Origin of the sequence: Parapedobacter flavus, assembly GCF_035818675.1 — a bacterium.
GTDB lineage: Bacteria > Bacteroidota > Bacteroidia > Sphingobacteriales > Sphingobacteriaceae > Parapedobacter > Parapedobacter flavus.
In genome coordinates, this window is sequence record NZ_JAYKZZ010000004.1 from 61,096 (window position 1) to 75,215 (window position 14,120).

Here is a 14,120-nt window from a genome sequence, read left to right on the forward strand (position 1 = left end):
AAAAAATGAAGTTAATCCGATACGGCGACTCCGGCCGTGAAAAAATAGGAGTGCAGCGAGATGGTGTGAACTACGATGTATCCGCTTTCGGCGGCGACTACAACGAGGCTTTTTTTGAAAACAACGGCATTGCCCGGTTGGAAGAATTCATCAAAGCCAACGAAGGTAAACTGATTGCCGTACCCGAAGGCACACGCATCGGCAGTCCGATCGCACGCCCCTCGAAAATACTTTGCATCGGACTCAATTACCGCGACCATGCGAAAGAAACCGGCGCTAAAATCCCCGAAGAACCCATTATCTTCATGAAATCCACCACGTCTTTGTGTGGGCCGTACGATGATGTCGTCATCCCGAAAAACTCCACCAAGACCGACTGGGAAGTAGAGTTCGGCATCGTCATCGGCAAACGGGCATCCTACGTTTCCGAAGCCGACGCATTCGACCACGTGGCCGGCTACGTGTTGCATAATGATGTTTCCGAACGCGAATTTCAATTGGAGCGTGGCGGCACGTGGGACAAAGGGAAAGGATGCGACACCTTTGCGCCAATCGGTCCCTTTTTGGCCACCAAAGATGAAATCAAAGACATCAACAATGTACGCCTTTGGCTCACGGTAAACGGAACAACCTACCAAGATGGCACAACGGCCGATCTCATTTTCAACGTGCCCTTTATCATCAGCTACGTAAGCCAGTTCATGACATTGCTACCCGGCGACGTGATTTCCACCGGCACACCGGCTGGCGTGGGGCTCGGGTTCAATCCACCCATCTACCTCAAACCCGGCGACGTAGTCGAGCTGGGCGCTGAAGGATTAGGTACTTCGCGGCAGGTGGTTAAGGCTTATCAGCAGTAATTGGGATAAGCATTTCGGTATAGGGGCGTTGTGGATGGGTCGGTTACTCAACCACGACGCCCATGTTGCTGAATTTGTCGATACGGTCGCTCACCAATTGGTCGACCGTTTTCTTTTGGAGGATGGCCAAATCACTCAGGAGTTGCTGTTTTACCGATTCGGCGATTCCTTGTGGATGGTGATGGGCGCCGCCAAGGGGCTCTTTAATGATGCCATCGATGAGCCCGTTTTTCGACATGTCGTCGGCGGTTAGTTTTAGGGCCTCAGCCGCCCGTTCTTTATAGTCCCAGCTGCGCCAGAGGATGGAAGAACAAGACTCGGGCGATATCACCGAGTACCACGTATGTTCGAGCATGTATACCTTATCGCCAATACCGATACCCAGTGCGCCACCCGAGGCCCCTTCACCGATAACGATACAGATGATGGGTACTTTCAGTACGGCCATTTCCATAAGGTTGCGCGCAATCGCCTCCCCCTGGCCACGCTCTTCGGCCTCTATCCCGGGGTAGGCCCCCATGGTGTCGATGAGTGTAACCACCGGTTTCCCGAATTTCTCGGCGAGTTTCATCAGCCGCAATGCCTTTCGGTAGCCTTCGGGGTTAGCCATGCCGAAGTTACGGAATTGGCGTTCTTTGGTGTTTTTGCCTTTCTGGTGACCGATAACCATCACCGATTGGCCGCCAATGGTGGCAAAGCCGCCTACCATGGCTTTGTCGTCGCGCACGTTGCGGTCGCCATGAAGCTCAATGAAGTCATCGCAGATCATATTGACATAGTCGAGGGTTTGTGGCCGGTCGGGATGACGCGACATCTGTACCTTTTGCCAACCCGTCATATTATTATATATCTCGTGCTTGGTCTTCTCCAGCTTGTCCTGCAATTCCGCCAAGGTAGCGCTCATGTCTACCTTCGTCTTGTCGGCTACCTGGTTTACCTTATCAATCTGCATCAGCAAATCGGCAATGGGCTTTTCAAAATCAAACGTTGTTTCCATATATGCGGTATCGCGAAAATCGGCTGCTAAGGTAGGGATTTGTCGCGACTAATAAAAAAGTAGGTCCGCAGGCACTGGCTTGGTTTTTGCGTTAATTTGTGCTGTTCAGTTAAATCATACATTTTCGATGACGCTTATGGTCAGATCCATTACCTTGTCTCTTCTGGTTTCGTGTATGTTTGCCGTTACTACCCAAGCGGTTACCTATCCCGGTGTTTTGTTCGAAAACAGTGTGCTGGGCGGGAATTACATGCACAGCAATGTCTACCACGACGAATACAGCTGGGTGGAAAACGCGGCTGGAAGATTGCCTGTGTCGGATTCCATTTTCTTTACACCGGGCAATTCCCTTTCGTTGAAATACATCTCTGCCGGAAACGGCGATTGGCGTACGCAGATTACTTTTCCCGAAGGAGCAAACAGCTACCTTCCCGATGCCGGTGACGTGTTGACGTTCAAATTGTACGTGGTATCCCATACAGAGAGCCGCGTGTTGCCCAGAATGGCAGTGAACCAGCGCGATACCGTGAGCAACGCGTTTGAGCTGGCGGACTATATCGATGGCTTCCGTACCAATATGTGGCTCGATGTACGTGTGCCGGTAACAGCCATCGGCGGACTCCAGATGGGGCAGCTTGTTGACGGGGTACAGTTATCGCAGGGGCAGGCAGACACCGCCACCCATTGGTTATACATCGATCAAATTGAGTTCGTTTCGGCAAATCCACCACGGGCGAAACTCTCGTCGCCGGCGGTGCTGGCATCCGCTACGGCTTACGACCGGCATGTCGACCTCACCTGGCAATTGCCGCTTACGCCCAGTATCCGGTATATTAAGGTTTATCGGGCCGAGGATAATGAACATTTCGAACCCATAGCCATTCGGCCGGTGTTTGTACAGAAGTACACCGATTTCGTTCCGTATCCGAAGAAAACGTATTACTATAAAATTGCGTGGGTCGATTACGATTACTTGGAGTCGCCGTTTTCGGACGTGGTGGAAGCCACCACCCATATCGCCAACGATAGCACCTTGCTGAACGTGATGCAAGCTGCCCATTTCAATTATTTTATGGAGCGTGCTGAGATAAACAGCGGCATGCATGCCACCCACTTCGGGGTGGATGACGCTACGGTGTCGGTTATGGAAACCGGATTGAGTATACTGGCGCATGTGGTTGCGGTGGATCGTGGTTTTATATCGCGAAAAGTGGCCGTTGGCCGCCTGCGGCGGATGGTCGACTTCCTGGCAAAGGTGGAGCGTTATCACGGGGCATTCCCTGCGAAGATCGACGGGCGTACCGGAAAGGGCGTTTTCAACGTGGACACCATACCGGAGGCCGATCTGGCAGCAACGGCTTTCCTCATGCAAGGCTTACTCGTTGCCGAGCAATATTTCGGAACGGATAGTACGGTTGCCGATCTTACGGGCAAAATCAATGGTCTATGGGACTGCGTTGAATGGAACCAGTTCGTGGTGGCCGGCCAACAGCATATCCTCTTAGATCGGTGGTCGCCGGTTACGGGGTTCAAAGACGCACGCCCCATGGGTGGGTTCGGTAGCGATTTTATCAGCTATATCCTTGCGCTGGCCTCGCCGCGGTATTCGGTACACCCCGATGCCTATACCCAAGGATTCGGCATCCCCCGGGAACTCGCCGATTCGGCGTATGTGTTGGAGCTGGCCGAAAATGACGTTTTTTCCGTTGATTTAGGAAGCAACAGCGAGCCTAGCACAAGTACATTGCCCCGTTATCGCGAATTTCCCTACACGGCCGATACCACACTGTATGGTCTGCCCATAACCGTTGGCTCGGTAGACACCACATTGCTACATGCCTATACGCCTTTCTTTGCTTTTGACCCGCGCGCAAAACGCGATACATTTGCGAATTATTTCATCAATAATGTGAATTTGACCAAAGCCATGCGTCGGCGCGATAATGAGCAGGGCTACGGCGGCTTTTCAACCAACATATGGGGTGGTACCGTCATAAAAGTCGACTCCTTACTAGGAACGGACTCGCTAAAAACGGACTCGCTAAATAGGTTGCATGTGATCAATCCGGCAATTGCGAGCGCAAGTTATGCTTACTTGCCCCAAACGGCCCTGCGTTCCATCCGTGAACTGTATGAGGGGTATGGCCGGGCGCTCTTCACCGAATACGGTTTCCGTAAATGGATTGCCCCCGAAAGGAATGCCGTGGCCGACGGTTTTGATGCCCTGCAACAAGCAGCCGTTGTGGTAATGATTGAAAACGGGCGCAGCGGTCTGATATGGGACCTTTTCTCCAGCCATCCCGATATCAAAAAGGTTATTGGAAATCACTTCAACATTGAATAATTTATCTTAAATCACCCGTTTTAACATGAAGAAATACATTGTCTTTCCGCTTTTAGTTGCTTTTTCAACGGTACTCTTCTCATGCAAAAATAAGAAGATGGCAGTCAACCCCGGTGCGCAGGTAACCATTGACGGCACCCAGGACGGGCTGCAGCATGTGCAGCGCGATTTTGAAGATGCTGCCATGACCGATCGCGGCATCATGGTTACGTTTGATTCGGATGTATTGTTCCCGCTTAACTCGTCCTATCTGACCGACCAAGCCAAAAGCGAAATAGATAAACTGATTGGCTTATTAGCCGATTATCCGAATGCTTCGTTGATTGTAGATGGCCATACCGACGCTACCGGCACCGAAGAGTACAACCAGTGGTTGTCTGAAAAAAGGGCCGAGTCGGTGAAAAAATACATTGCCGACCATGGCATCAACGGCAGTCGGATCACCACCAATGGTTATGGCCAGGCCAAGCCGATTGCGGCGAACAATACCAAAGAAGGCCGGCAGCAGAACCGCCGTGTGGAGGTGACCATCGCAACGCCGAAAAAATAAGCTACAACGTTGGCAACGGTTTCATATTTTCATCTGGGTTGCCGTTACGCGTTCACCATAGAAGGTTTCTGCCTTTTCCTCAAAATCCATCGCATGGTCTGTGGTAAAGAAGCGGATGTTGCCCCCTTCGGCACATAGGCGCTCCACGTCGGGGTGCCGTACGAGGTAGTCGGCCAGGCTATCGGCCACCAGCTCGCCTTGGGCCAGTAGCCGGATATGGTCGGGAAGGAAACGCCGTATAAGCGGGTATAGCAACGGATAATGCGTGCATGCTAGCACCACGGTATCGATACGTGGCGACTGCCGGAGGAGGCGATTGATTTCCCGTTCCACGAAATAGGCGGTGCCGGGTGAATCGAGCTCGGCATTTTCCACCAACGGCACCCACAAGGGGCAGGCCTGTTGATGTACGGAAATATCGGGGTAGAACTTCTGAATCTCCAAGGGGTATGACATCGACTTCACGGTGCCCGGTGTAGCTAATATCCCAACGTGCCGCGTTTCGGTATGGTGGCCGATGACCTCGGTAGTGGGCCGGATAACGCCCAGCACCTTGCGCAAGTCCCCGTGCTTCGGCAAATCCTGCTGCTGGATGGTGCGAAGCGCCTTCGCCGAGGCGGTATTGCAGGCCAGTACCACCAAGTGGCAGTCCAATGCGAAAAGCTTTTCCACGCATTCTTTGGTATAAGCATATACCGTCTCGAACGACCGTGTACCGTAAGGCACGCGGGCATTGTCGCCCAGATATACGTAGTCGTATTGCGGCAACCTGCGCACAATGTCGCGGAATACCGTCAACCCGCCATAACCCGAATCGAAAATGCCTATTGGACCCATTTTTTAGACACTAGATAACAGACATTAGACAATAGATAATTAGACACTAGACAGGTCTGTTGTCTAATGTCTAGTGTCTCATGTCTACATTTCATTTCAGCAAATATGGCTTTTCTTTATAGGTTTTCCATAAAAATTCGCCAAATAAGGTGTTGGCCCAGGCAAACCACTTGCGTGTGAAATTCGTGGGGTCGTCTTTATGGAAAGATTCATGCATAAAGCCGGTGTCGCCGTGTGTACGTTTCAGTAAGTCGATGCATTTTTTTACTTCATTATCATCAGTGGCCGTTAGCCCCCGCATGGTGATGCCCATTGGCCAGATCATATCCCTGCCGATGTGCGGACCGCCGATCCCTTCGGCGGCCGATCCTTTAAAGAAGAAGGGGTTGCTTGCAGATAGCACATATGCCCGGGTACGCTGGTAGATCGGGTCGTTCGTTTCCACCGCGCCGAGGTAGGGCAGTGCGAGCAGGCTCGGGATATTGGCGTCGTCCATCATCATGTAGCTGCCGAAGCCATCGACCTCATACGCATATACACGGCCGTGCATGGGGTGGTCTACAATACCATACGCATCCACGGCTTGTTCCACCTCGTTGGCCAGCTCAAGCATTTCCAGCGCCAGTGGCTGCTCATCGGCGATATTGGCGAGCATTTCGGCCGACTGGCGTAGGCTCACCACGGCAAATAAATTGGATGGGATGAGGAACGAGAAGACCGTTGCATCGTCGCTCGGCCTGAAGCTCGAACAAATCAATCCTACCGGATTGACCGGATAGCCGTACCCGTCTACTTGCAGGGTGTCGGATCCGCGGGCGGTGGTACGCTCAAACCGGTAAGGGCCGAGGTTCTCTTTCCGCTGCTGCTCCTTAAATGTTTTCAGGATGTTTCGTTGTGCTGCCACCCACTCGCTACCAAAAGGCGCGGTGTCGGCGGTGGCTTTCCAATACGCATAACCCAAGCGGACGGTGTAACAAAGCGAATCGATTTCCCATTTGCGTTCGTGGATGCCCGGTTTCATGTCGGTATGGTCGCTGCCCCATTCGCCCACTTTGGTGGGGTCGTTGTAGAACGCATTGGCGTAGGGGTCTATATTAATGCATTCGCTCTGCTTATTTACCAAGCCGGCGATGAGCCGTTGCAATTGGCTGTCGTCCGCCATAAAGGGCAGATATGGCCATACCTGTGCGCAGCTGTCGCGCAGCCACATGGCGTCGATATCGCCGGTGATGACATAGGTGTAGGGTTTTCCACCCTTATCTTCAGGATATACGGTGGTATCCAGCGTATTTGGAAAACAATTACCAAAAAGCCAGCCCAGTTCTTTGTCGGTGGTGAATTGCTGGAACTCCCGGATCGCCTGTTCAATGGCATCGCTCGAAAAATGCCGTTCGCCCTGGGCAACACGTACGGTTGGGAATTGCTGCGATGCGGAAGCCAGCGAAAATTTGCCGGCCAGCAGACCTGCGCCGAGCAGGGAGGAGTTTTGGATGAATGTTCTTCGTTTCATGCCTAATCGTATTAGTTGGTTTGTCAATGTTATAATAGCGCGCCTTTTGTTTTATGCTGCGCGTTGCAATATGCAAAAAAAGTAGCAAATAGGAAGAGGGGTTGTATTATGGCTCAATTCTTGGTGGGCAAATGTTATCTTTACTGACTGATACACGATGAGTAGACGTTTATATTTTCCCGGCTTCCGGTTGTTGTTGGTTATGGCATTCGGTTGCGGCTTTGTGCACCGGGGCGTAGCCCAGGCCACATACCAGCCCTATTCTTATCATTTTTACCAAAAGCTGAACAGCACACTATACCATACCGATACGCGCCTGCATACGGCCGTCAAACCCATGATTATGGCGGGCGAGCTGATGCCACGGTACGATTCGCTAATGCAATTGGGGGTGCGGCAGCGGCAATCGTGGGGCGGGCGCAAACTATATAACGAGCACCTCATAGAAGCGGGCGACGAGGATTATACGTTTTATGCCGATTTTCTGCCCGATTTCCAGATCGGCCGTGATTTTGCCGGAGGCGGACGTACCACCTGGCTCAACACCCGTGGCGCGCAGGCCGGTCTAACCATCCAGGACAAGTTTTCGCTGTATGTGAATTTCTTCGAGAATCAGGGGGTATTCCCCGATTACCTCGATAAATACATCCTTACGCATACCGTTACCCCCGGCCAGGGGTACGGCAAATCCATGCCCGATAACCCCCGTAAAAAGGACTGGATGTATGGGTCGGCCGTGCTATCCTACACGGTAAATGATTACCTGAACGTTACTTTGGCCTATGATAAAAATTTCATTGGCGACGGCTATCGGTCGGTGTTGCTGTCGGATGTGTCGTCCAATTACACGGCGCTGAAATTGACGGGCGAGATCGGTAATGTGCAATACATGAGCATGTGGGCCTATATGCTCGACCCGATGCACCCCCGTTCGCTCGATTCGGTAAGCCGCGCAGGCGATAACTGGAAGTGGGGTGCCTTCCAATACCTCGATTGGAATGTCACCAACCGGTTCTCCGTAGGGCTTTTCCAGTCGGTGGTATGGGGCGCCCGGAATGCTGCGGGGCGGCGGGGTTTTGACTTCAATTACCTCAATCCGATTATTTTCATGCGACCGGTGGAGCTGACCAACACCTCTTCGCCCGATAAGATGCACCTCGGACTGAATACCAAATATAAGGCGCTGCGCAACCTCACCGTGTATGGACAATTCCTGCTGGGGGAATTTACGGCGAAAGAATTTTTCTCCGGCAACGGCCATGTGAATAATAAATGGGCGGCGCAGCTCGGTTTCCGCGGTTTTGACGCATTTGGTATCAAAGATTTGAACTTCCTCGCCGAGTACAACACGGCGCGTCCCTATACCTATACGCACTTTGACCCGGTAAGCAACTACAGCAACTACGGGCAGCCGCTGGCCCACCCCTGGGGGGCCAATTTCAGGGAGTTGGTGGGCATCTTGAATTACTCGTATCAGCGGTTCGACTTCTCTTTCAAAGGCACTTGGGGGCAGTATGGCACCGATCCCGATTCGACCACCAACTGGGGCGGTGATATCTTTAAATCGTACGCCACCCATCAGCAGGTGTATGACAACCGCATCGCCCAGGGGGTACGCAACAACTCACTTTATGCCGACGGACGTATATCGTATCTGTTCAACCCCAAGTATAACCTGCGGGTAGAAGCGGGAGCGGTGTACCGGCGGCATGGGGTGCCCGAACAAGGCAAGCACCACCAAACGGGCATGCTGACGCTCGGTTTACGTGCATCTTTCCGCAATTTGTATTACGATTTTTAAACAGGTACCCGGTTTATCTCCAATTTTTTTTGGATATTGTGCCCTTATGAGCAGGATCATCATCATCAATGGCCCCAATTTGAACCTGTTGGGCGTGCGTGAGCAAGGTATTTATGGCGAGCAGCGATTCGAGGATTATTTCGAGACGTTGAAATCGCAATACCCCGGGGTGGAGCTATCCTATTTCCAGAGCAACCACGAAGGCGCGCTTATCGATAAAATCCACGAAGAAGGCTATTCGGCCGATGGGATTGTCTTCAATGCCGGAGCGTATACGCACACGTCGCTGGCCCTTGGCGATGCGATAGCCGCTGTTACCACACCGGTGGTGGAGGTACACATTTCCAACGTGTACGCCCGGGAGACGTATCGCCACCATTCGTACCTCGCTAAAAACTGTAAAGGGGTTATCTGTGGCTTTGGCCTTGATGGTTACCGCTTGGCCGTAGCGAGTTTATTGCCAAAATAAGCATCGCCAGACTGGCACAGCCGGCCATCACTGCCGCCATGGGCACGGTGGTGCCGTTATGGAAATAACTCACCAGCGCCGAAGACAGCGCCCCGCAAGCCATCTGCAAGCTACCCAGTAGGGCAGAAGCGCTACCGGCCAATTTACTGAATGGGCCAAGGGCCAATGCGGAAGTGTTGGGGAAAACGAAACCCTGCGAGCCGAGAAACAGGAAAATCAACGCCACCATCACGATGAGATTGATGTAGCCCGTAAGGCAGAGGCCAACGAGCAGCAGCCCGATGGAAGATTGCACGATGAGCGCTATTTTAGCGATTTGCTCACTGCTATATTTGGTAAGCAGGTACCTGTTCAGTTGGCTTGCCGCAATCAGTGCTGATGCAATCAACGCGAACACCAGGCCGTACTGGCTTTCATCCAGTCCATAGAGGTTAATCATCACATAGGGCGACCCAGCCAGGTAGGCGTACAGGCCCGATGAGGCCAGTCCACCGGCAAAGGCATACGTGATGAATTGCCGGTTCCGGAATACCTGCCAATACGATCGGGTAATGGGCCGGGGCATCAACGACATGGCCGGATTGGGCCCTTGGCTTTCGGGTAGGAAGAAGATGACCGCAGCCAAGATGCCTGTGGTGATGAGTGCCAATACCACAAATATACCGTGCCAGTCCCAATGCGCCATCACAAAGCTGCCCACCGTAGGGGCCAATATGGGCGATATGCCGATGACCAGCATCAGCATGGAAAAAACCTTTGCACTTTCGGTGGGTCCGAAGAAGTCGCGCACCATGGCACGCGAGGCGACCATGCCGCCACAGCTACCCAATGCCTGTATAAAGCGGTAAGCGATGAGGTGGTCGGCCGAATTGGTCAGGGCGCAGCTAATGGATGCCGCGATGTAGATAACCAACCCAACGATAAGCGGTACCTTGCGGCCAAAGCGGTCGAGCAGGGGCCCATAAACAATCTGGCCGGAAGCAATACCGATGAAAAAGGAGGTCAGTGATAGCTGGATATGGGCTACCGTGGTATCGAGGCTTGCCGCAATGGCATCGAAGCCCGGCAGGTACATGTCGATGGAAAACGGCCCGATGGCCGAGAGCAGCCCGAGGATAATGAAGATGAGGAACCGGTGCCGTTGTGTAACTGTCATTCTTTTGTTCCCCCATTGTCAAAAACGAAGCCGGGAAGCGCAATGCCGGCGCCTCAGTTTTTCGCCGTGGTGGCCGCTTTATGCGGCCTGAATAGTAAGTATACGCCTATGGCAATAAAAGGGAGGCTGAGCAGCTGGCCCATATTGAACCGCATGCCTTCTTCAAACGCCTCTTGGTTTTCCTTGAGGAACTCCATCCCAAAGCGGGCTCCAAAGAGAAGAATCAGGAACAAACCGAAAAGGAAGCCGGGCTTGAGGTTCGGTTTGCGGTGGAAAACATTCCATAGAATGATGAATATGAGGATGTAACAGATCGCCTCATACAGCTGGGCCGGGTGGCGCGGTACGTTATCGAAGCGTTCAAATACGACGGCCCAGGGGAGGTCCGACGGCAGCCCGATGATTTCGGAATTGAAGAAATTGCCGATGCGTACGAATGCTCCGGCCAGCGGAACGACAACGACAAGCCTATCCGCCAACCAGAGGAAGTCGGTTTTGGTTTTGCGGCAGAAGAGGAAGAGACCGGTTAATATACCCACTGCGCCACCATGGCTGGCCAGCCCGTGAAACCCGGTAAGCATGAAATTACCGTTGGCGTCAAAAGTGTACGGCAATATCATTTCCAACGGGTGGGCCATGTAGTAATCAAACTCGTAAAACAGGCAGTGGCCCAGCCGTGCACCGAGTAACGTACCCACGAAAATATAGATGCTCAGTTGGTCCAGCAGCTCCTGCGACTTGTTTTCGCGTTTGAAAAAGCGTAGCATCAGCACATAACTGCTAATGAAAGCTAGGAGGAAACATAATGTGTAATACCGCACCTCGAAACTGCCGATACTAAAAATCTCCGGACTTGTACCCCAATGGATTGCGCTTAATATACCGTCTATCATGGTTATGATATGTTTAGGTCGGTAAATATAGCGTTATCCCCCGACAATCGGCAAATCAACCTCAAAATTGTCAAACGCGATAGGGGGGCTAAAGCTTCTGCCCGCCTTTCACTTTTCGCTCTTTCTTCGCCTGCTGTTTGATGATGTATTGTTTTTCGAGGAAAGCGATGATCGTGCCGGCGATATCCTTATTGGTTGCTTTTTCAATCCCCTCCAATCCGGGGGATGAATTGACTTCGAGCACCAGTGGTCCGCGGTCTGAGGGCAGCATATCCACGCCGCAAACCGTGAGTCCCAGTTCTTTCGCTGCGCGTACGGCTGTTTCGCGTTCGGTTTTGTTCAACTTGATCAGTTCGGCCGTGCCGCCACGGTGGAGGTTGGAGCGGAATTCACCCTCTTTGGCGGTACGCCGCATGGCGCCCACCACCTTGCCATCTACCACAAATGCGCGGATGTCCGTACCACGGGATTCCTTGATGTATTCCTGTATCAGGATGTTGTTGCCCAAGCCATAGAACGCTTCAATGACCGATGATGCTGCTTTTTTTGTTTCGGCCAGTACCACACCGATACCTTGCGTTCCTTCGAGCAACTTGATGACCAGCGGCGGGCCGCCCACCATTTTGATGAGGTCGTCCACGTCGTGTGTGCGGCGGGCGAAACCGGTAATGGGCATGCCGAGGCCTGCGCCAGATAGGATCTGCATGCATCGCAGCTTGTCGCGCGAGCGGGTGATGGCCTGGCTGGGGTTGGCGGATATCACGCCCATCACCTCAAATTGCCGTACGATGGCCGACCCGTAGAAGGTAACGGAGGCACCGATACGCGGAATGATGGCGTCGATATCCGTGAGGTGCTGCCCTTTGTAGTGGATGCTGGGCTGCCCTTGCCGGATACCTACATAACATTGGCCATGGTCGATCACTACGCATTCATGGCCGCGCAACTGGGCGGCATCCACCAGCCTGCGGGTGGAATACAGGCTTTTGATTGTTGATAATACTGCTATCTTCACGTGTGCTGTAATAAACTACTGATGGGTAGGAACAATAACGGTGCCCGATTGTTTGGTGTTATTTACTTATGGTTAGTCGATTTGGTAGCTAGGTTTGTCCGCGATACATCGACGATGAACTTCTTCCGGAGGAAACTGCGGCCGAGCAACATCGGAAACTCCATGCCCGACCGGTCGCGCAGTGAGATTTCAATGGGGTGCGGCTCACCGAACAGGGAAACCGTGGTGTTGATGACGTACCGGTTTTCTTCCTGCCCGAACGAGTTCTTTATCCTCCGTTCGCTGTGGAACGGAAGGGTGTATGTCACGGTGGGCGGCTGGCGGAAATCGTCCAATGGCCGGAATTCGACAAACTGCTTACGTCCCTTTTTTATCAACTGGATATGGCTGCAATGCAACACAGAAGTCCGTGCTCCGGTGTCAACTTTCGCCGGTACGCCGTAGATATCCAGATCTGGCAGGTCTACGACCTCTTTCCAGCCGATGGTTTTGAGCTTGTTCGCCATTAATGATAATGAAATTCGCCGACTTGCGATTTAACGGTCACCTGCTTGGTGGCGGCAGCTTCAACGCGGCCGATCACCTGCGCGGCAATACCGAATCCTTCCGCGATGCGAATGATGTCGCCAGCGATAGTTTCCGGCACATACAGTTCCATGCGGTGCCCCATGTTGAACACCTTATACATTTCCTGCCAACTGGTGCCTGATTCTTCCTGGATGAGCTTGAAGAGGGGCGGCATGTCGAACAGGTTGTCTTTGATCACATGGAGGTTATCGATGAAGTGCAGCACCTTGGTCTGCGCACCGCCGCTGCAATGCACCATGCCGTGTATCTGCGGTCGGTGGTTGTCGAGCACCTGTTTAATCACGGGGGCGTATGTCCGCGTAGGGGAGAGCACCAGCTTCCCCACAGTGGTCGGCCCATGGCCGGGGATTTCGATGGCGTCGGCAAGACCCTTACTGCCGGCAAATACCAACCCGTAAGGCACCGCGGGGTCGTAACTTTCGGGGAACCGCTCTGCGATGGTTTTGTTGAATACGTCGTGCCGTGCGGAGGTTAGTCCGTTGGAACCCATGCCGCCATTATACGATTGTTCGTAGCTGGCCTGGCCATACGATGCCAATCCGACGATGACGTCGCCCGCCTGTATACGGTGGTTCGAAATAACGGCATCGCGCTTCATCCGGCAGGTCACGGTGCTATCTACAATGACGGTCCGCACCAAATCACCTACGTCGGCGGTTTCCCCGCCGGTAGCGTGGATGCCGATACCCAGTTCGCGGAGTTCGGCCAGAATCTCCTCTGTACCGTTGATGATGGCTGCGATGACTTCGCCCGGGATGAGGTTTTTGTTGCGGCCGATGGTGGATGATAATAAGATGTTGTCTGTGGCGCCCACGCACAGTAAGTCGTCGAGGTTCATCACAATCGCATCCTGAGCGATACCCCGCCACACGGAAGCATCGCCCGTTTCCTTCCAGTATACATAGGCGAGCGACGATTTGGTTCCGGCACCGTCGGCGTGCATGATGTTACACCACGCCTCATCCCCGCCCAATATATCGGGGATGATTTTACAGAAAGCTTGTGGAAATAATCCCTTATCGATGCCTTTTATGGCATTATGGACATCCTCCTTTCCAGCGGATACGCCCCGCTGGTTGTATTTAAGCTCCGTCATTCCC

The 14,120-nt window shown here is 52.9% G+C and carries 13 protein-coding genes; 5 read left to right on the forward strand and 8 right to left on the reverse strand.

Features of this window, described 5'->3' with window-relative positions:
* Positions 1–5: 5 nt before the first annotated feature.
* Complete coding sequence (locus U9S71_RS03770) at positions 6–860, forward strand: fumarylacetoacetate hydrolase family protein (RefSeq protein ID WP_326325373.1); 855 nt, start codon at positions 6–8, stop codon at positions 858–860.
* A 43-nt stretch (positions 861–903) separates the two neighbouring features.
* Here the strand turns inward: U9S71_RS03770 and U9S71_RS03775 are convergent, their stop codons facing one another.
* Complete coding sequence (locus tag U9S71_RS03775; RefSeq protein WP_326325375.1) at positions 904–1,857, reverse strand: acetyl-CoA carboxylase carboxyltransferase subunit alpha; 954 nt, start codon at positions 1,855–1,857, stop codon at positions 904–906.
* Positions 1,858–1,993: 136 nt separating this feature from the next.
* Here U9S71_RS03775 and U9S71_RS03780 point away from each other — a divergent pair, with 136 nt between their 5' ends.
* Both U9S71_RS03780 and U9S71_RS03785 read left to right on the forward strand, forming a co-directional pair.
* Positions 1,994–4,201 carry a glucoamylase family protein gene (locus U9S71_RS03780; RefSeq protein ID WP_326325377.1) on the forward strand — a complete coding sequence of 736 codons (2,208 nt, stop codon included), beginning with the start codon at positions 1,994–1,996 and terminating at the stop codon, positions 4,199–4,201.
* Positions 4,202–4,226: 25 nt separating this feature from the next.
* Positions 4,227–4,751 (forward strand): OmpA family protein, encoded by a 525-nt coding sequence (locus tag U9S71_RS03785; RefSeq protein ID WP_326325378.1) that lies wholly within the window; start codon positions 4,227–4,229, stop codon positions 4,749–4,751.
* A gap of 21 nt (positions 4,752–4,772) precedes the next feature.
* Here the strand turns inward: U9S71_RS03785 and murI are convergent, their stop codons facing one another.
* Both murI and U9S71_RS03795 read right to left on the reverse strand, forming a co-directional pair.
* Positions 4,773–5,588, reverse strand: coding sequence for a glutamate racemase (murI, locus tag U9S71_RS03790; protein ID WP_326325380.1), 816 nt, complete (start codon positions 5,586–5,588; stop codon positions 4,773–4,775).
* Positions 5,589–5,679: 91 nt separating this feature from the next.
* The gene (locus U9S71_RS03795; RefSeq protein WP_326325381.1) at positions 5,680–7,098 is read right to left on the reverse strand and encodes a glycoside hydrolase family 125 protein; all 1,419 of its coding nucleotides are present in this window, start codon (positions 7,096–7,098) and stop codon (positions 5,680–5,682) included.
* A gap of 157 nt (positions 7,099–7,255) precedes the next feature.
* Here U9S71_RS03795 and U9S71_RS03800 point away from each other — a divergent pair, with 157 nt between their 5' ends.
* Both U9S71_RS03800 and aroQ read left to right on the forward strand, forming a co-directional pair.
* A complete protein-coding gene (locus tag U9S71_RS03800) occupies positions 7,256–8,899 on the forward strand; it encodes a gliding motility protein RemB (protein ID WP_326325383.1) in 1,644 nt (547 codons plus the stop codon).
* A 46-nt stretch (positions 8,900–8,945) separates the two neighbouring features.
* Positions 8,946–9,368, forward strand: a complete 423-nt coding sequence (gene aroQ / locus U9S71_RS03805; protein WP_326325385.1) for a type II 3-dehydroquinate dehydratase — start codon at positions 8,946–8,948, stop codon at positions 9,366–9,368.
* Here the strand turns inward: aroQ and U9S71_RS03810 are convergent.
* The 5 genes from U9S71_RS03810 to U9S71_RS03830 form a co-directional block, all read right to left on the reverse strand.
* Positions 9,307–10,524: a multidrug effflux MFS transporter gene (locus U9S71_RS03810; RefSeq protein ID WP_326325387.1), complete on the reverse strand. Its 1,218-nt coding sequence runs from the start codon at positions 10,522–10,524 to the stop codon at positions 9,307–9,309. The genes aroQ and U9S71_RS03810 overlap by 62 nt on opposite strands.
* A gap of 53 nt (positions 10,525–10,577) precedes the next feature.
* On the reverse strand, positions 10,578–11,417 hold the full coding sequence (lgt, locus tag U9S71_RS03815; RefSeq protein ID WP_326325388.1) for a prolipoprotein diacylglyceryl transferase: 840 nt from the start codon (positions 11,415–11,417) through the stop codon (positions 10,578–10,580).
* An 88-nt stretch (positions 11,418–11,505) separates the two neighbouring features.
* On the reverse strand, positions 11,506–12,432 hold the full coding sequence (gene rimK, locus U9S71_RS03820; protein WP_326325389.1) for a 30S ribosomal protein S6--L-glutamate ligase: 927 nt from the start codon (positions 12,430–12,432) through the stop codon (positions 11,506–11,508).
* A gap of 62 nt (positions 12,433–12,494) precedes the next feature.
* Positions 12,495–12,938: an ATP-dependent zinc protease family protein gene (locus U9S71_RS03825; RefSeq protein WP_326325390.1), complete on the reverse strand. Its 444-nt coding sequence runs from the start codon at positions 12,936–12,938 to the stop codon at positions 12,495–12,497.
* Complete coding sequence (locus U9S71_RS03830) at positions 12,938–14,116, reverse strand: AIR synthase related protein (RefSeq protein WP_326325391.1); 1,179 nt, start codon at positions 14,114–14,116, stop codon at positions 12,938–12,940. Before U9S71_RS03830 ends, U9S71_RS03825 begins: the two co-directional genes overlap by 1 nt.
* Positions 14,117–14,120: the final 4 nt, after the last annotated feature.

What these genes read in the sequence shown, in the direction of transcription:
- U9S71_RS03770 (WP_326325373.1), top strand. Translation starts at nt 6, where the DNA reads ATGAAGTTAATCCGATACGGCGACTCCGGCCGTGAAAAAATAGGAGTG.
- U9S71_RS03775 (WP_326325375.1), bottom strand. Translation starts at nt 1,857, where the DNA reads ATGGAAACAACGTTTGATTTTGAAAAGCCCATTGCCGATTTGCTGATG.
- U9S71_RS03780 (WP_326325377.1), top strand. Translation starts at nt 1,994, where the DNA reads ATGGTCAGATCCATTACCTTGTCTCTTCTGGTTTCGTGTATGTTTGCC.
- U9S71_RS03785 (WP_326325378.1), top strand. Translation starts at nt 4,227, where the DNA reads ATGAAGAAATACATTGTCTTTCCGCTTTTAGTTGCTTTTTCAACGGTA.
- murI (WP_326325380.1), bottom strand. Translation starts at nt 5,588, where the DNA reads ATGGGTCCAATAGGCATTTTCGATTCGGGTTATGGCGGGTTGACGGTA.
- U9S71_RS03795 (WP_326325381.1), bottom strand. Translation starts at nt 7,098, where the DNA reads ATGAAACGAAGAACATTCATCCAAAACTCCTCCCTGCTCGGCGCAGGT.
- U9S71_RS03800 (WP_326325383.1), top strand. Translation starts at nt 7,256, where the DNA reads ATGAGTAGACGTTTATATTTTCCCGGCTTCCGGTTGTTGTTGGTTATG.
- aroQ (WP_326325385.1), top strand. Translation starts at nt 8,946, where the DNA reads ATGAGCAGGATCATCATCATCAATGGCCCCAATTTGAACCTGTTGGGC.
- U9S71_RS03810 (WP_326325387.1), bottom strand. Translation starts at nt 10,524, where the DNA reads ATGACAGTTACACAACGGCACCGGTTCCTCATCTTCATTATCCTCGGG.
- lgt (WP_326325388.1), bottom strand. Translation starts at nt 11,417, where the DNA reads ATGATAGACGGTATATTAAGCGCAATCCATTGGGGTACAAGTCCGGAG.
- U9S71_RS03825 (WP_326325390.1), bottom strand. Translation starts at nt 12,938, where the DNA reads ATGGCGAACAAGCTCAAAACCATCGGCTGGAAAGAGGTCGTAGACCTG.
- U9S71_RS03830 (WP_326325391.1), bottom strand. Translation starts at nt 14,116, where the DNA reads ATGACGGAGCTTAAATACAACCAGCGGGGCGTATCCGCTGGAAAGGAG.